Genomic DNA, 15,275 nt, shown 5'->3' on the forward strand with positions numbered 1-15,275 from the left:
ATTGGAAGGCGGGCTGAGAAGTCCGCCTTTATCGCGTCTGCCATTCCTCACGGCTAAGCGCATAGACGATATGGTGCTTGAGATGCGGCGTCGTATCCGGCACGCGCGGATGCTCGAAGTCGCGGGACGGATCGTGGCGCAGGCCTATGCGTGTCATCACGGCCGTCGAGCGCGCATTGTTCTCCACTGCGAAGGAGACGATTTCCGCAAGGCGGTGCTTTTCGAAGCCATGCCGGAGCATCGCTTGCCCAGCCTCGGTGGCAAACCCCTGGCGCCAGAAGCGGACGGCCAGCCGCCAGCCGATCTCCACCGTGCCGTCCGGCAGGAAGGGTTCAAGATCGGTGCGGGCAAGGCCGAGAAAACCGATAGGCTCATCGGTGTCCTTCAATGCCAGCGCGAAAAAACCAAGTCCGGTCTCCTTGATCCGCCGCCGAACCTCGTCCATCAGGGCATCGGCCTCTTCGCGCGGGCGCCGGCGGGGAAAGAATTCCATCACCTTCGGATCGGCGTTGATTTCGGCAAAAAGGGGCCGGTCCGTTTCCAGCCAGTTGCGGATGCGCAGGCGCTCTGTTTCCAGGATGATCACCGGACGAAATCCGTCTTCCGGTAGCCCTGGATATAGAGAAGGGCTGTGAGATCGGCGTGATCGATGCGGATATTGACCTGCGCCGAGACCATCGGCTTGGCATGCAGAGCAACGCCGGCGCCAGCCAGATGCAGCATGCCGAGATCGTTGGCGCCATCGCCGACCGCAAGGGCGTCCGCGGTCGAAATGCCGAGCCGCGTGGTGATCTCGACCAGTGCGTCCACTTTGGCCTGCTTGCCGAGGATCGGTTCTGCGACAGCGCCGGTGAGATGGCCGTCTTTTTCCAGCAAAATGTTGGCGCGGTTTTCATCGAAGCCTAGTCTTGCGGCAATCGGACCGGTGAAGACGGTAAAGCCACCGGAGACCAGGGCGGTGTAGTAGCCCTTTGCCTTCATGGTCGCGACCAGCTCGAGGCCACCGGGGGTCAGGGTGATACGTTTTTCGATGACCTCGCCGACGACGCTGAGCGGCAGGCCCTTGAGCAGGGCGACACGCTCCGTCAGCGCCGGCTCGAAGGCGATCTCGCCGTTCATCGCCCGGGCCGTGATCGCGGCGACCTTGTCTTTCAGGCCGACTTCGGCGGCAAGTTCGTCAATGCATTCCTGGCCGATCATGGTGGAATCCATATCGGCGATCAGCAGTTTCTTGCGGCGTGTCTCGGCGTTCTGGACGATGACATCGATGGGGGCATCGCCGATGACGCCACGCAGCAGCGCTTCCTGCCAGTCCGGATTGGCGCCGTCCTTCAGCGCGATATCGCAGGCGACGCCGTCGGCCAGCCAATAGAGGCCGGATGCGTCGACTGCCGCTGCGGCCTCCTCGGCGAGCGTTGTGGTCAGAACGGGATTTGACGGATTGGCAACAAGCGTGGCAACGAAGGCCATGATGAAAAACCTTGAGATTGGACAGGACGCAATCCTGATAACCGGGCCGACTGCCAGCGGCAAGTCCGCTCTCGCCGTCGCGCTGGCGAAACAGCACAATGGCGTCGTTGTTAATGCCGACAGCATGCAGGTTTATGACACCCTGCATGTGCTGACCGCGCGCCCGTCCGAGGCCGACATGCAGGGCGTTATGCATCATCTCTATGGCCATGTCCCGGCCTCGCGGCACTATTCGACCGGCGAATGGTTCCGTGACGCGGTGGCGGTACTGGAAACCGTACGCAGCGAAGGGCGCATTCCTGTGTTCGTCGGGGGCACCGGGCTCTATTTCAAGGCGCTGACCGGCGGGCTGTCGGACATGCCGGCCGTACCTGCTGCGATACGCGACGCGGTACGGGGCCGCTTGCTGGCCGAGGGGGCCGAAGCCCTGCATGCGAGCCTGTCGGACAAGGATCCGGAAACCGCTGCCATCCTGCGGCCCGGCGATGGGCAGCGCGTTGCGCGTGCCCTGGAAATCTTGATGGCAACCGGCCAGTCCATCCGCATCTTTCAGGCGCGCCAAGGTCCTGTCGCTGTCGATCCTGATCGCGCCATGAAAATCGTCGTGCTGCCGGACCGGGCGCTGCTGCGCCAGCGGATCGACCAGCGGTTTGCCGGGATGCTGGAAAGCGGTGCTGTCGAGGAAGTGAAGGTTCTCCTGTCGCTCGCGCTCAAGCCGGAAATGCCGGCGATGAAGGCGATCGGCGTGCCGCAGATTGCTGCAATGCTGTCCGGAACGATGAGCAAAGCCGAGGTGATCGAAACGTCGTCGGCGGCCACACGGCAATATGCCAAGCGGCAGATGACCTGGTTTCGCAATCAGCTGGATGAAAGCTGGCAGCGCTTAGACCCGGCAAACGCCTGAGGCCGCCGGGTTCCTGAACTACTTGCGGATGATGCTGCTCAGCGGCTTTTTCAGCAGGCTCTCGCGCAAAGACGGCCGGGGTTGGTCGGTGCCGGATTGAGAGAAGCTTGGCGGGGTGCGCGGCGGGGTCCGGTAGGGATCCGGCCGGGGTGGTCCGCCCTGATCGTCAGACAGCAGCTGGCTGCGGATCTGGTTGAACCGCTCGAGCTGCGGGTTGGGTGGCTCCACCCGCGGTAGCATGGCCGGATTGTAGGGCTCGGCGGCCGCATCAAAGCTCTCGTCCGCAATGTCCGGATTTTCCCGGCCAAACCCGATGTCGTCGCTGTATTTCTCTTCAGTCCTGGCACCATTGCCATCAGACGCACCGAGGCTTGCGGTATAGGCGTTCTGAAAGCTGGAAATGTCTGGGCCGTTCATCGCGCGCATACGCGAGACGACATTGCGCAGATCGACGGTGTCCGGTGTTTCATCCGTTATCTTGACACCAATACCGTTCGCTTTCGGCAGATTTTTCTCCTCGACGCGGGTAAAGCGCATGCGCATCGGTACAGCCACGGCCTCGCCGAAGGCAATCGCCTCGCCATTGCCGATCGAAGAAATGAAGCTGGTGGTCGAAATCGACGAATTGGGGATCGCCGAGCGAATGATTTCCTGGTCCCGGTCGTTGGAAAGCCGCATGGCAAAGACCGTCGAGCATTGCGACAGGATGGTCGGATCGAGTTCGCCGGGCCGCTGGGTGATGATCCCCAGCGAAACGCCGTATTTACGGCCTTCCTTGGCGATGCGGGCGATCGCCTGGCGGGTCGGCACGAAGCCCAGGCTGGCATCGGCCGGAACATAGCGGTGCGCTTCTTCGCAAACCACCAGCATGTGCACGCCGCCATTGCTCCACAGGGCGATTTCAAACGCCATGCGGCAGAGTACGGACGCCACCGAATTGACGACCTCGGATGGAATGCCGGCGAGCTGGAACGTCGTGATCGGCCTGCCATCTCCGGGAATGCGGAAGATCTTGGCGATCGTCTCCAGAATGGTATCGGTGATCGTGTTCGACGAGAACATGAAATTGTAGCGCGGATCGTTGATGGCGCCGATCACTTTCACCTTCAGCGACCGCAGATGCGGCTTGTCATTGCGGCCTTCCAGGCGGCCGATGCGTTCGTCGATCATCGCCAGCAGATCGGCCATGCGGTAGGGAACCGGCGTGTCGGCGGTAATCGAGCTTTTCTCGCTGGTTCGGCGCGCCAATCCTGAGTCTGCGGACCCCTTGAAAGCTCGTTTGGCTTCCGGAATGACATCACGAAGGATGTCGAGTTCTTCCGGGACCGGCGGTCGGCCGCGGAAAATGACCTCGGCGAATTCTTCAAGCTTCATCAGCCAGAAGGGCAAATCAAGATTGTCGGTGTCGATGACGACGGCGATATCGGGAAAGGCGGCGGCGAATTCATTGTGCGGATCGAGGATCAGCACGCGTAGCTTTGGATCGGAGGCGATGGCCTTGTGCAACAGCAGGCTGACGGCAGTGGATTTGCCGACGCCGGTGGTGCCGACAATGGCAAAATGCTTCGACAGCATCGAGGGCACATGGATGCTGGCGTCGAGGCTCTCATCCTGGGTCAGCTTGCCGATGACGCACGTGTCGTTCTTGCCAGTATCGTAGATGCGGGCAAGGTCGGCAGAGCGGATCCGGTGGGCAATGGCGCCGAGATAGGGGTACTGGGTAATGCCGGCGGAGAATTCCTCGCGGCCGCTCGGGCTGAGATGGACTTCGCCCATCAGCTCCACTTCGATGCGGAACGTGTTGTCGAGCTCTTCGCCCCATTCGTTGGTGGCTGTCTGCATCGAATAGACCAGAGCGACGACGCGATTTTCGCCGACCGTGATGGAAATAAGCCTGCCGACGGACCATAATTCGGTCAGCGAGGTTTCGCCATTTTCGGCAATGGCTGCAATCGTCGCCCGTGAACCGCTGCACGCAACGACACGGCCGAGAAATCGGTTGCCCCGTTTCAGGGTATCCCGTCGATCCTGCTCTGCGGCGCTGATCGAAGAATGGAGCTCATTGTTCAGCAATAGGAAACCCCTGGCCACGAATGCTCCATATTACCGGATGGGATTTAACAAGTTGTTTCACGGACTTGAGCGTGTTTTGTTGAATTAAGCTCGCTCTGGTTGTTTTCGGGAAAGACGTTGACGGAGCGGACATTTCTGTTTATCAATCCCGCCCATGATCAATATCGTAATTATTCTTGTGGTGGGACGGCGCATGGGCAGGATGGTGTAACCATCCGGCGATAGCCACCCATGCGCAAAACACCAGGCCCTCGAGGGGCCTTTTTTTATGCCTTCAAACACGATACAGCCAAAACGCGAACATGGACGGAAACAGGCCAATGAGCGGTACAGACAACCAGACGGAAGCAAACCAGATGCAGGACAATCGCATGACTGGGGCGGAAATTGTTCTTCAGGCACTGAGGGACAATGGTGTGGAGCATATTTTCGGTTATCCGGGCGGTGCCGTTCTGCCGATCTATGACGAAATCTTCCAGCAGGACGATATCCAGCACATCCTGGTCCGCCACGAGCAGGGCGCCGGTCATATGGCCGAAGGTTATGCGCGTTCTACCGGCAAGGTCGGGGTCATGCTGGTCACCTCCGGTCCGGGTGCGACCAATGCCGTGACGCCGCTGCAGGATGCGCTGATGGACAGCATTCCGCTGGTTTGCCTGACCGGCCAGGTTCCGACGTCGCTGATCGGTTCCGACGCTTTCCAGGAATGCGACACTGTCGGCATCACGCGGCCCTGCACCAAGCACAACTGGCTGGTCAAGGACGTCAACGAACTGGCCAGCATCATTCATGAAGCGTTCCGCATCGCCCAGTCAGGCCGTCCTGGCCCGGTTGTCGTCGATATTCCGAAGGATGTTCAGTTCGCCACCGGCACCTACACGCCGCCATCGGCCTCGAAGGTCCAGAAAAGCTACCAGCCGAAGCTGCAGGGCGACATGCGCCAGATCGAGCAGGCGATCGAGCTGATGAAAACTGCCCGCCGCCCGGTCATCTATTCCGGCGGCGGCGTCATCAATTCCGGCCCGGAAGCATCAAAACTGCTGCGCGAACTGGTCGAGCTGACCAATTTTCCGATCACCTCGACGCTGATGGGGCTGGGTGCCTATCCGGCATCGGGCAAGAACTGGCTCGGCATGCTCGGCATGCACGGCACTTACGAGGCCAATATGGCGATGCACGACTGCGACGTCATGGTCTGCATCGGCGCCCGCTTCGACGACCGCATCACCGGCCGCCTAAATGCCTTTTCGCCGAACTCCAAGAAAATCCATATCGATATCGATCCGTCGTCGATCAACAAGACCGTGCGCGTCGATGTTCCGGTCATCGGCGACATCGGCAATGTTCTGGAAGACATGGTGCGCGTCTGGCGGGCTTCAGCCAAGGATGCCGACAAGGCACGTCTGGCCGAATGGTGGGAAGGTATCGTGCGCTGGCGGGCTCGCCACTCGCTCGCCTACAAGATGAACGACGACGTCATCATGCCGCAATATGCCATCCAGCGCCTGTATGAGTTGACCAAGCATCGCGACACCTACATCACCACCGAAGTCGGCCAGCACCAGATGTGGGCGGCGCAGTTCTATGGTTTCGAGCAGCCGAACCGCTGGATGACCTCGGGCGGCCTCGGCACCATGGGCTACGGCTTCCCGGCGGCGATCGGCGTTCAGGTCGCCCATCCCGATGCTCTCGTCATCGACATTGCCGGCGACGCCTCGATCCAGATGTGCATCCAGGAAATGTCCTGCGCCGTGCAGCATAACCTGCCGGTCAAGATCTTCATCCTCAACAACCAATATATGGGCATGGTCCGCCAATGGCAGCAGTTGCTGCATGGCAACCGCCTGTCCAACTCCTACACCGAAGCCATGCCCGATTTCGTCAAGCTGGCAGAGGCCTATGGCGGTGTCGGCATCCGCTGCGACAAGCCGGCTGATCTCGATGCTGCCATCCAGCGGATGATCGACAGCCCGGCGCCGGTCATCTTCGATTGCCGCGTCGCCAATCTCGCCAACTGCTTCCCGATGATCCCGTCGGGCAAGGCCCATAACGAGATGCTTTTGCCGGACGAGGCCACGGACGAAGCGGTCGCCAATGCGATCGACGCCAAGGGCCGTGCACTGGTTTGATGGAATAGGAAAAGGACACGATCATGAACGCACATCTTCAGCCGACCGGCTCCGCCTATTTCATCGCCAAGGAAACCGAGAAGGCGGAAAACCATACGCTTTCAGTTCTCGTCGATAACGAGCCGGGGGTCCTTGCCCGCGTCATCGGCCTGTTTTCGGGCCGGGGCTACAACATCGAAAGCCTGACGGTTTCGGAAACCGAGCACCAGTCGCACCTGTCGCGCATCACCATCGTCACGCGCGGCACGCCGCACGTGCTGGAACAGATCAAGGCGCAGCTGGAACGCATCGTTCCGGTCCACCGCGTCGTCGACCTGACGGTACGCGCCGCCGAACTTGGCCATGACCGGCCGATCGAGCGTGAAGTGGCGCTGGTCAAGGTCAGCGGCCAGGGCGAAAGCCGGGCCGAAACGCTGCGCCTCGCCGACGCCTTCCATGCCAAGGTCATCGACGCGACGCTTGAGCATTTCATCCTGGAAATCACCGGTAAATCCTCCAAGATCGACCAGTTCGTGGCGATCCTGAAGCCGCTCGGCGTCTTGGAAGTCTGCCGCACCGGCATCGCGGCAATGAACCGCGGCCCGCAGGGGATGTAAGACGGCGAGCCTTACTCCTTCTTGGCCCTAGCCTGGCTTTCCTTCTTCAGCGGACGGCTGACAGGGCACACTTCCTGAACAAAACCGTTGAGCGTGTTGACCAGATTGTTCTCGACAAGAGCGTAGTGAACGAACTGGCCACGCTTCTCCTTGGTGATCAAACCTGCGGTTTCCAGCACAGCCAAGTGCTGCGAAACCGAGGGTTTCGCCATGTCGAATCTCTCCGCAATTTCTCCGGCCGTCAGACTAGAGGCCGACAGGTAGGCCAGAATCTTGCGCCTTGGCTGCGAGGAAAGTGCGTTGAATACGCGCTGGATTGATTTCCCCGCGTCGCCCTCAGTGCCTTCTTCGAGAGCGTTTTCTTCCAAACCTACGACTCCTTTGCTGGGGGCTTGCTGTGCAATCATTGACGGCCGCTGTGATTAGGTAATTAGTATATTGCCTAAATATTGTTTTTTTGATATGTAGATAATTAGTTTTTTTCCTAATTATCTTGTTCGCCGGATATTTTCAATCCTCCTAGCAAGAGGGGGCACATTTTGCGCGAGGGGAGAATGGCATGGCAGCGTTATCGACCGGAAGAATGCTCTCGAGCAAGCACAGCGATCCGTTGAATGGTAGGGTCGTCTGGGTTGCAGGCAAGTCACTCTGGGTTGCTTCCATGACAATTGGCGCGCTCATTTTCGCTCCGCTGACCTTTTCGCTAGATGCGCTGGCTGTTTTCGCCGTTTTGACCGGCGTCACGATCTGCCTCGGTCATTCCGTTGGCATGCACCGTCTTTTGATCCACCAATCCTTCAAGGCTCCGATCTGGGTGGAGCATATTCTCGTCTATATCGGAACGCTGGTCGGAATGGCTGGGCCGTTCGGCATGATCTATGCGCACGACATCCGCGATTGGGCACAGCGGCAACGGGAATGCCATGATCTTTTTGCCCATCGACGGTCTTTTTTTCAGGATGCCTTTTGGCAGATGCACTGCGCCCTGTCGCTCGACAATCCGCCGCAGTTTATCATCGAAGAAAGGATCGCGCGCGATCGGTTCTACCGGTTTCTCGAAAGCACCTGGATGCTGCAACAGGTTCCCGTTGCCGCACTTCTGTTCATTCTTGGCGGATTTCCTTGGTTGGTCTGGGGCGTGGCGGTACGTGTTTCCGTTTCGCTCACGGGGCATTGGCTGATTGGCCATTTTGCCCATCGGGGAGGCGAACAGGGGTGGAGTGTCGATGATGTCGCGGTACAAGGCTATAACCTGTCACGCTTTGGTCTGATCACCTTCGGCGAAAGCTACCATGGCAATCATCACGCGTTCCCGGAATCCGCACGCCTCGGACTTGAAAATGGGCAGGTCGATCTTGGCTGGAGCTTCATCAGGTTCCTCCAGCGAATGGGCTTGGCTTCATCCATCAAACTGCCGTCCAATGTTCCACAACGGGCCGGGTTGCGCCGGGTTGCCTCTTGCCTGCCTCAACGCAGCGCGCAATCCAAAGAATTGCACAGCAATGTGCCGGCAAAAACAGGTGGCCACTAATGATCTCAGATCATCTCAAGCGGCATTTTTCGGCCTGGCGGCGGAAAAGCTTTGTCGAGGATCGAGAGGTCGTCGTCTGTTAGCTGGACCTCGACGGCGGCCCGGTTTTCGCGCACGCGTTCCGGCATTGCAGTTTTCGGGATGACGATGACGCCGGGATTGCGGATCAGGAAAGCGAGGGCGACCTGGGCGACGGTCGCCTGATGCGCCTTGGCGATATGGATGAGATCGGGGTGGCGCATCAGCCGGCCCTCGTCGAGCGGCGAATAGGCCATGAGCGGTATGCCGCGTGCCTGGCTATCCTTCAAAAGGTCGTATTCGATGCCGCGGCGGGCGAGATTGTAGAGCACCTGGTTGGCGGCGACATTGCCGCCATCCGGCACACCCAGCATCTCTTCCATATCGTCTGCATCGAAATTGGAGACGCCCCAGGCGCCGATCTTGCCGGCTCGGCGCAAAGCCTCGAAGGCTTCGACCGTCTCCGCCAAGCGGTAGCGGCCGCGCCAATGCAGGAGATAGAGGTCGATATGGTCGGTGCCGAGCCGCTTCAGGCTGGCTTCGCAGGCCTTGATCGTGCCATCGCGGCTGGCATTGGTGGGGAGCACCTTGCTGACGACGAAGGCGTCGTTCCTGCGGCCTTTGATGGCTTCGCCGACAATCCGCTCGGCACCGCCATCTGCATACATTTCCGCAGTATCGATCAGCATCATGCCGAGATCAAGCCCATGGCGCAGGCACTTGGCTTCCTCGACGGCGCTCGCCTTGCGCTCGCCCATGTGCCAAGTGCCCTGACCGATCACGGGGATGGACGTGCCCGAGGGGAGGGATGTGGTGGGAATGGGGAGTTGCATGCCAGACCTCTCACGTGTCAATGACCGATACATTGTTCGCATGTCAGCGTCATGATATACACAGTATATCATTGAGGCACGGGCATGACCAAGGTCACAATCTCCAGATGGGGTAACAGTTCCGCCATCCGGTTGCCGAAGGCAGCTATGGATGAACTTGGCTTTGCAGATGGCGATACCGTCGATCTGACTGTTCGCGATGGTCAGGCCATTATTGAAAAAAAACGGCTGTTGCTGGCGCCGCCGCTGACGGAAATGGTCGCCGAAATGGACCGTATCGGGTGGGAAAACGAGCCCAAAACCGTCGATTGGGGACCCGACGTCGGGTCCGAACGCATTTCAGATCATGACTGACAGGATTCCAGCCGCTGGCGATATCTACCTTGTCAATCTCGACCCGACAAGGGGGAGCGAACAGTCCGGTATTCGGCCAATCCTGATCATTTCGTCCAATCTCATGCATGAGAAATCGCGACGGGTAATCGTCTGCCCGATCACAAGCAATATGGAGGCCTGGGCAACGAAAGTGGCCCTGGCGGCGGGCTTGAAGACGGTGGGCATGGTTCTGGCCGACCAGATCCGGGCGATCGACAAAAGCGAAAGACTTATTCGGTATGTCGAAACCGTTCCGGCAGACTTCGTCACAATCGTTCGCAGCTATGTCGGCCGATTACTCGAACTCGAAGTACCCCCGCATGCACGCTGATTGCTTCTTGTCACCCTGACAAGTTTCGGGTGGTCTTCACAGATAGGTCAAGTATCCTGACCTAAGTATCGGGAGGACTTCATGCAGGCCGACACGCTTCTGGCGCTGTTTCTTTTTGCGTTCACCACATCCATCACGCCGGGGCCGAACAACATGATGCTGTTCGCATCGGGGGTGAATTTCGGTTTCGTCCGCACGATCCCGCATATGCTGGGTATCGGCGCGGGCTTCCTCTCACTGCTGGTCGCCGTCGGCCTCGGCCTCGGCGCGCTGCTGCATTCCGTACCGATGCTCTACACCGGGCTGAAATTCGCCGGTGGCGCCTACCTCGTCTGGATCGCCTGGAAGATCGGCACATCGCGGACCTTGTCGGAAGGCAAGGCGGGAGCGGTGCCGATGACCTTCCTGCAGGCGGCGGCATTCCAGTGGATCAATCCGAAAGCCTGGGTGATGGCCGTGACGGCCATGGCGACCTACACGACTGAACAGAGCTATATCACCAGCGTCCTTATCGTCGGTGCCATCTTTGCGATCGTCAATGTGCCCAGTGTCTCGACCTGGGCTGGTTTCGGCTCGGCGCTCAGGCAATGGCTGTCCAAACCGGTGCGGCTCAAATGGTTCAATATCACCATGGCGGTCTTGCTCGTTCTCAGTCTTTGGCCGATGCTGCGCTAGCGCGGCCGGTTTCACGGCGGGATGGGAGGCGAGCATGCCGGGTCTGGTTGTCTTGATCATCGACGGGCTTGCATTTGTGGCCGGTGCGCTTGTGATTGTCTTCGGCAGCTATTTCGCAGCGCGAAAATGTCTCAATCCGGGAGTGGAAAGCGACCGAACCCATGATGCGGCCGCGACCATTGCGGTACGGATTGCCGCCTTGCATGGTTTGATCCTGGCGCTGGTCTACGCGCAGGCGCTCGGTGACTACAAGGGTATTCGCAACAACCTGATGGAAGAAGCGGTGGCGATATCGGATGTGTTCAATGATGCCGGCCGCTACGGCGGCCCGGTGGTTGCTCCGGTCCAGAAGGAACTGGAGAATTATGTCGTCACCGTTGTCGGCGAGGAATGGGACTTGCTGGGAAACCGGCAGGGCCTCTCGCCGAAGGCTTGGGCGCTATGGAACGATGTATATGAACACCTGCTCGATCTGGAGCCGCAAACCGATCGTCAACGCTTTCTCAGCAACAGGATGCGCGACCGGGCAGCGGCGATTGCACGCTTTCGCGAGATCCGCGAGCAGACGGCGGCGGGCGGTTTCGAAGGCATGTTCTGGGCACCGGCGGTGATCGGGCTCTGCCTTCTTTCCATCCCGTTCTACGTCTATCGTCCGAACCGGACGCATCTGTTTCTGCTATCGATTTTCGGCGCCTATTCCGGCGTCGTGCTCTTCTTCATTTTCGCTTTTTCCAATCCGTTCGGCCAGCCGGGAGGGCTCGACCCCGTAGCGTTCCAAAATCTATTGCGCGGGGACATGGGCAGCGGCCTGCCGCCGGCCGCAACGAACTGAGAAACCAGACCGCGATATTCGAGGGTAGCATGCACGATCACCATTACCACGATCACCACGACAACCATTTTTCCGCCATGCAGGCGCGGGTGAAGGCGCTTGAAACCGTGCTGACCCAGAAGGGGCTGATCGATCCGGCGGCGATCGATGCCATCGTCGAGACCTATGAAACGAAGATCGGGCCGCGCAACGGCGCCCGTGTTGTCGCCAAGGCGTGGAGCGAGCCGGACTTTGCCGACTGGCTGCGCAGCGATGCGACGGCGGCGATTGGGAGCCTTGGCTATACCGGGCGGCAGGGCGAGCATATGCGCGCCGTGTTCAACACGCCGGAGACCCACAATCTCGTCGTCTGCACGCTGTGCTCCTGCTATCCGTGGTCCGTACTCGGCCTGCCGCCGGTCTGGTACAAGGCGCCGCCCTATCGTTCGCGCGCGGTGATCGATCCGCGCGGCGTGCTGGAGGAATTCGGTGTAACGCTGGACGCTACCAAGAAAATCCGCGTTTGGGATTCGACGGCAGAGCTTCGCTATATCGTCATCCCGGAGCGGCCCGATGGCACCGATGGTCTTAACCAGGAAGCGCTTGCCGATCTCGTCACGCGCGATGCGATGATCGGCACGGGCCTGGCAAAACCGGCTGGAGAGGCACGATGAACGGCGCGCAGGATCTGGGCGGACAGCATGGCATGGGACCGGTGGCGCCGGAAAAGAACGAGCCGTATTTCCATGCCGAATGGGAAAAACGGGCGCTCGGCCTGACGCTTTCCTGCGGTGCTTTCGGCGCCTGGACGATCGATGAAAGCCGGCATGCCCGCGAAAGCCTGGCGCCTGCCACCTATCTTTCTGCCAGCTATTACGAAATCTGGATGCGCGGTCTGGAGGCCCTGTTGAAACGGCACGGTTTCGTCTCGGCCGCCGAACTGGCTGCGGGACAGATGCTGGATAAGGGCAGGGAGCCGAAACGCATTCTGACGGCGGACATGGTGCCGGGTGTTTTGGCCAAGGGCGGGCCGTGCGACAGGCCCGCGACGGACGCTCCGCGTTTTGCGGCCGGTGATCGGGTGCGCACGAAAAACTTCAATCCGCAGACCCATACGCGGCTACCCCGCTATGCGCGTGCCAAGCAAGGCAGGATCGAGGCCGTGCAGGGCTCGTTCGTGTTTCCCGACGACAATGCCCACGGCAAGGGTGAGAACCCGCAATGGGTTTATACCGTGGTTTTCGACGGGGAAGAAATTTGGGGCGAGGGCGCAGACCCGACGCTGACCGTGTCGATCGATGCCTGGGAGAGTTACCTTGAACACGTTTGAATCGTCGCTTAGCGGATCTCCGGGCTTACCGAAATCGCAGGAAGGCGACCCGGTCTTTGCCGAGCCCTGGCAGGCGGAGGCCTTTGCCATGACCGTGCGACTGCATGAAAAAGGCGTGTTTTCCTGGAGCGAATGGGCCGAGGCGCTGTCGCATGAATTGTACAAGCCCCACCGGCGGGCCGATGCGAGCGATTATTTCGATTGCTGGGTCGCGGCTTTGTCACGCCTCGTCACCGAACTGTCGATCACCTCGCCGGACCATCTCGATCAGCTGACGCAAAGCTGGCACCGGGCCGCAGAAGCGACACCGCACGGAAAGCCTATCCTTTTGGAAAACGACCCGCAGCGCTGAATCTGCCGATGTCTTGACGAAAGGCAGGCCATTTTCGCAGCCTGCCCTTTCTTTGAAAGCGCGTCAGGTTTCGAACTGCCGGTAACATTCCTCGGCGATTTGCTGCAGCTTGGCGCGGCTGACTTCGCCGGTGACGGCGTAGCCTATGCTGCCGTCGATCCAGTAGAAGGTTTCGAGAGAGCCTGCAGATTCGAAGCGGAAGCTGGTTTCGGCGTTTTCCGGGTTTTTGCCGAGAAGAACGGTCAGGCGCTGGCCAGCCGTATCCTGATACATCAGCATCGCGCCTGCCTTGCCGTTGACCGGCAGGAGCCGGCCGCCGACCAGGGTAAATCCGAGGCCTTTGAGGTCCGGGGCAACCAGCTTGTAATCCAGGCGCTTGCCGAGCCAGGTAACCAGGTGGTCCTCCTGATCGGCCCCGACCTCGACGGGGTGGCGTTTTTCGCTGGCATAGACAAGAAACGCCGTCTTGGATTGAGCTGGCAGGCTGTCGAGTGCGGCAGCAGGTTCGATCGTCACGGGGCTAGTCAACAGTCTCTCGCCATAGACACCGGCCGCTGCGCCCGACAGGAAGAGTGTGAACGAAGCGGCGATGAGGGCGGCCCTGCGCCACCAGGGGGCCGGTGATGTTGCTGCCGTTTCTCTTCGAGCGTTCAACAGCGTACGGTCGCTTTCGTTTGCTTGTGCATAGCCTGAGAATGCGGCTTTCAGTTCAGCCGCCTGTGTCTGCCATTGGCGGACCTCGGCTTCTTCCTCTGGATGACCACTCAACCAAAGTTCGACCTCGCCTCGGCGTTCCTTATCGAGAAAGCCGTCGACATAGGCGTGCAGATCAGCATCGGTGACCGGTTTGTGGTCGTCTGTCATTTCGGTCTCCGGAGTGCCACGATGTTGTTTTCGGCAAGATGCGCTGCCATTTGACGGCGCGCGCGCGACAGGCGGGACATGACGGTGCCGATCGGGATCGCCAGCATGTCGGCGACATCCTGATAGCCGTAGCCCTCGATAACGACGAGCATCAGCACCGAGCGGTGATCCGGGCTCAACGCATTCAGCGCCTTTTGGAGCCGGGTCTTTTCCAACGGGTCGCCCGAAACGTCTTCGGCCGTCAAGCCGAGCGTATCGTTGAGCTCCACCGACGGATGCTGGGCAAAGCGACGGTGCCGGTCGCGGTAGAGATTGGTCATGATGGTGAACGCCCAGGCGCGCAGGTTGACGCCGCGCCATTGGCCGCGGCGCACCAGCACTTTTTCGACGCAGTCCTGCAACAGGTCTTCGCCGTCGCTGTCGGATTTGGCCAGGCTGCGCGAGTAGCGCCGCAGGGAGGGCACCAGCGACAGGATCTGGTTTTCGAACGTATCCGCGGAAGGGGGATGTCCCCCCTTCACGCGAGCGTCCTGATCAGGGGCGTGCGGCATCCCAGACCTTTCCTACACCGTCACCGGTGGCGTCGCCCTTTTTCGCGTCCTTGACCCAGAAGTAGAGCGGCATGCCCTTGAGAGCCCATTGCTTCTTGCCATCCTTGCGCTCGACCAGCGTATAGTCGCCGTCGGCCTTGGCCGAAGTGTCGCCGAGGTAGGGCGGCCAGTTGGTGGCGCATTTATCATAGCAGTAGGATTCGCCCTTTTCATCCTTCTTATAGGTGTAGAGCGTCATGCCGTTTTCGGCGGCGACAACCTTACCCTTGTCGGTCTCGACCGTCTGGACTGCGGGGGCGGCGAAAGCGGAAGCGGCGGATATCAGGGAGAATGCGGTAACGAGCGGAAGAAATCTCATGGGATGTGTCCTCTCTGGAAGTGTCCAATCGAACCGTTGTTTCAGCCGGTTCGAACGTAAGACAGATGAGGGGC

General features: G+C 60.0%; 19 protein-coding genes. 11 read left to right on the forward strand and 8 right to left on the reverse strand.

The genetic code is table 11. The features are described from left to right. Window positions 1-28: 28 nt before the first annotated feature. Both ACP7BS_RS02005 and serB read right to left on the reverse strand, forming a co-directional pair. Entirely contained in the window at window positions 29-586 is a 558-nt protein-coding gene (locus ACP7BS_RS02005; protein ID WP_426235692.1) for a GNAT family N-acetyltransferase, read from the reverse strand. Continuing rightward, a complete protein-coding gene (gene serB / locus ACP7BS_RS02010) occupies window positions 583-1,470 on the reverse strand; it encodes a phosphoserine phosphatase SerB (protein ID WP_426235694.1) in 888 nt (295 codons plus the stop codon). The genes ACP7BS_RS02005 and serB overlap by 4 nt, the downstream gene beginning before the upstream one ends. Between serB and miaA the strand changes: the two genes are divergently transcribed. After that, window positions 1,469-2,374 carry a tRNA (adenosine(37)-N6)-dimethylallyltransferase MiaA gene (gene miaA, locus ACP7BS_RS02015; protein WP_426235696.1) on the forward strand — a complete coding sequence of 302 codons (906 nt, stop codon included), beginning with the start codon at window positions 1,469-1,471 and terminating at the stop codon, window positions 2,372-2,374. The genes serB and miaA overlap by 2 nt on opposite strands. 18 nt (window positions 2,375-2,392) lie before the next feature. Here miaA and ACP7BS_RS02020 read toward each other — a convergent pair whose 3' ends face one another. Further along, window positions 2,393-4,447 (reverse strand): ATP-binding protein, encoded by a 2,055-nt coding sequence (locus tag ACP7BS_RS02020; protein ID WP_426236457.1) that lies wholly within the window; start codon window positions 4,445-4,447, stop codon window positions 2,393-2,395. Window positions 4,448-4,767: 320 nt separating this feature from the next. Between ACP7BS_RS02020 and ACP7BS_RS02025 the strand changes: the two genes are divergently transcribed. Together ACP7BS_RS02025 and ilvN are read left to right on the forward strand one after the other, a co-directional pair. Beyond that, complete coding sequence (locus ACP7BS_RS02025; protein ID WP_426227765.1) at window positions 4,768-6,576, forward strand: acetolactate synthase 3 large subunit; 1,809 nt, start codon at window positions 4,768-4,770, stop codon at window positions 6,574-6,576. Between the two features lie 23 nt (window positions 6,577-6,599). Continuing rightward, on the forward strand, window positions 6,600-7,172 hold the full coding sequence (gene ilvN, locus ACP7BS_RS02030) for an acetolactate synthase small subunit (protein ID WP_113316728.1): 573 nt from the start codon (window positions 6,600-6,602) through the stop codon (window positions 7,170-7,172). Between the two features lie 11 nt (window positions 7,173-7,183). Here the strand turns inward: ilvN and ACP7BS_RS02035 are convergent, their stop codons facing one another. Continuing rightward, complete coding sequence (locus tag ACP7BS_RS02035; protein WP_426235698.1) at window positions 7,184-7,540, reverse strand: metalloregulator ArsR/SmtB family transcription factor; 357 nt, start codon at window positions 7,538-7,540, stop codon at window positions 7,184-7,186. Window positions 7,541-7,731: 191 nt separating this feature from the next. Here ACP7BS_RS02035 and ACP7BS_RS02040 point away from each other — a divergent pair, with 191 nt between their 5' ends. Then, on the forward strand, window positions 7,732-8,703 hold the full coding sequence (locus ACP7BS_RS02040; protein ID WP_426235700.1) for an acyl-CoA desaturase: 972 nt from the start codon (window positions 7,732-7,734) through the stop codon (window positions 8,701-8,703). Between the two features lie 5 nt (window positions 8,704-8,708). Here the strand turns inward: ACP7BS_RS02040 and ACP7BS_RS02045 are convergent, their stop codons facing one another. Continuing rightward, on the reverse strand, window positions 8,709-9,554 hold the full coding sequence (locus ACP7BS_RS02045; protein ID WP_426235702.1) for an aldo/keto reductase: 846 nt from the start codon (window positions 9,552-9,554) through the stop codon (window positions 8,709-8,711). Window positions 9,555-9,638: 84 nt separating this feature from the next. Here ACP7BS_RS02045 and ACP7BS_RS02050 point away from each other — a divergent pair, with 84 nt between their 5' ends. The 7 genes from ACP7BS_RS02050 to ACP7BS_RS02080 all read left to right on the forward strand — a co-directional run bounded on the left by ACP7BS_RS02050 (window position 9,639) and on the right by ACP7BS_RS02080 (window position 13,428). After that, entirely contained in the window at window positions 9,639-9,908 is a 270-nt protein-coding gene (locus ACP7BS_RS02050; RefSeq protein WP_426227770.1) for an AbrB/MazE/SpoVT family DNA-binding domain-containing protein, read from the forward strand. Then, a complete protein-coding gene (locus tag ACP7BS_RS02055) occupies window positions 9,901-10,260 on the forward strand; it encodes a type II toxin-antitoxin system PemK/MazF family toxin (protein ID WP_426235704.1) in 360 nt (119 codons plus the stop codon). The genes ACP7BS_RS02050 and ACP7BS_RS02055 overlap by 8 nt, the downstream gene beginning before the upstream one ends. Window positions 10,261-10,341: 81 nt before the next feature. Continuing rightward, complete coding sequence (locus tag ACP7BS_RS02060) at window positions 10,342-10,935, forward strand: LysE family translocator (RefSeq protein WP_426227773.1); 594 nt, start codon at window positions 10,342-10,344, stop codon at window positions 10,933-10,935. A 34-nt stretch (window positions 10,936-10,969) separates the two neighbouring features. Continuing rightward, the gene (locus ACP7BS_RS02065; RefSeq protein ID WP_426235706.1) at window positions 10,970-11,767 is read left to right on the forward strand and encodes a hypothetical protein; all 798 of its coding nucleotides are present in this window, start codon (window positions 10,970-10,972) and stop codon (window positions 11,765-11,767) included. A 29-nt stretch (window positions 11,768-11,796) separates the two neighbouring features. Beyond that, window positions 11,797-12,420, forward strand: a complete 624-nt coding sequence (nthA, locus tag ACP7BS_RS02070; protein ID WP_426235707.1) for a nitrile hydratase subunit alpha — start codon at window positions 11,797-11,799, stop codon at window positions 12,418-12,420. Then, window positions 12,417-13,076, forward strand: coding sequence for a nitrile hydratase subunit beta (nthB, locus tag ACP7BS_RS02075; protein ID WP_426235709.1), 660 nt, complete (start codon window positions 12,417-12,419; stop codon window positions 13,074-13,076). Before nthA ends, nthB begins: the two co-directional genes overlap by 4 nt. Then, window positions 13,063-13,428, forward strand: coding sequence for a nitrile hydratase accessory protein (locus tag ACP7BS_RS02080; protein WP_426227781.1), 366 nt, complete (start codon window positions 13,063-13,065; stop codon window positions 13,426-13,428). The genes nthB and ACP7BS_RS02080 overlap by 14 nt, the downstream gene beginning before the upstream one ends. Before the next feature lie 63 nt (window positions 13,429-13,491). Here ACP7BS_RS02080 and ACP7BS_RS02085 read toward each other — a convergent pair whose 3' ends face one another. From ACP7BS_RS02085 to ACP7BS_RS02095, 3 genes are read right to left on the reverse strand one after another with little or no spacing between them, the layout of a single operon-like run. Next, the gene (locus ACP7BS_RS02085) at window positions 13,492-14,292 is read right to left on the reverse strand and encodes an anti-sigma factor family protein (RefSeq protein ID WP_426235711.1); all 801 of its coding nucleotides are present in this window, start codon (window positions 14,290-14,292) and stop codon (window positions 13,492-13,494) included. Next, window positions 14,289-14,843: an RNA polymerase sigma factor gene (locus tag ACP7BS_RS02090; protein ID WP_426227784.1), complete on the reverse strand. Its 555-nt coding sequence runs from the start codon at window positions 14,841-14,843 to the stop codon at window positions 14,289-14,291. Before ACP7BS_RS02090 ends, ACP7BS_RS02085 begins: the two co-directional genes overlap by 4 nt. Next, window positions 14,827-15,201: a COG4315 family predicted lipoprotein gene (locus tag ACP7BS_RS02095; RefSeq protein WP_426235713.1), complete on the reverse strand. Its 375-nt coding sequence runs from the start codon at window positions 15,199-15,201 to the stop codon at window positions 14,827-14,829. Before ACP7BS_RS02095 ends, ACP7BS_RS02090 begins: the two co-directional genes overlap by 17 nt. Window positions 15,202-15,275 lie beyond the last annotated feature (74 nt).

Source organism: Pararhizobium sp. DWP1-1-3 (assembly GCF_049896125.1).
Taxonomy (GTDB): Bacteria; Pseudomonadota; Alphaproteobacteria; order Rhizobiales; family Rhizobiaceae; genus Pararhizobium.

Bases quoted from the DNA above. Each gene is read 5' to 3' on its own strand.
- ACP7BS_RS02025 (WP_426227765.1), top strand. From the start codon at position 4,768: ATGAGCGGTACAGACAACCAGACGGAAGCAAACCAGATGCAGGACAAT.
- ACP7BS_RS02090 (WP_426227784.1), bottom strand. From the start codon at position 14,843: ATGCCGCACGCCCCTGATCAGGACGCTCGCGTGAAGGGGGGACATCCC.
- nthA (WP_426235707.1), top strand. From the start codon at position 11,797: ATGCACGATCACCATTACCACGATCACCACGACAACCATTTTTCCGCC.
- ACP7BS_RS02085 (WP_426235711.1), bottom strand. From the start codon at position 14,292: ATGACAGACGACCACAAACCGGTCACCGATGCTGATCTGCACGCCTAT.
- miaA (WP_426235696.1), top strand. From the start codon at position 1,469: ATGATGAAAAACCTTGAGATTGGACAGGACGCAATCCTGATAACCGGG.
- ACP7BS_RS02040 (WP_426235700.1), top strand. From the start codon at position 7,732: ATGGCAGCGTTATCGACCGGAAGAATGCTCTCGAGCAAGCACAGCGAT.
- ACP7BS_RS02055 (WP_426235704.1), top strand. From the start codon at position 9,901: ATGACTGACAGGATTCCAGCCGCTGGCGATATCTACCTTGTCAATCTC.
- ACP7BS_RS02050 (WP_426227770.1), top strand. From the start codon at position 9,639: ATGACCAAGGTCACAATCTCCAGATGGGGTAACAGTTCCGCCATCCGG.
- ACP7BS_RS02095 (WP_426235713.1), bottom strand. From the start codon at position 15,201: ATGAGATTTCTTCCGCTCGTTACCGCATTCTCCCTGATATCCGCCGCT.
- nthB (WP_426235709.1), top strand. From the start codon at position 12,417: ATGAACGGCGCGCAGGATCTGGGCGGACAGCATGGCATGGGACCGGTG.
- ilvN (WP_113316728.1), top strand. From the start codon at position 6,600: ATGAACGCACATCTTCAGCCGACCGGCTCCGCCTATTTCATCGCCAAG.
- serB (WP_426235694.1), bottom strand. From the start codon at position 1,470: ATGGCCTTCGTTGCCACGCTTGTTGCCAATCCGTCAAATCCCGTTCTG.
- ACP7BS_RS02060 (WP_426227773.1), top strand. From the start codon at position 10,342: ATGCAGGCCGACACGCTTCTGGCGCTGTTTCTTTTTGCGTTCACCACA.
- ACP7BS_RS02065 (WP_426235706.1), top strand. From the start codon at position 10,970: ATGCCGGGTCTGGTTGTCTTGATCATCGACGGGCTTGCATTTGTGGCC.
- ACP7BS_RS02045 (WP_426235702.1), bottom strand. From the start codon at position 9,554: ATGCAACTCCCCATTCCCACCACATCCCTCCCCTCGGGCACGTCCATC.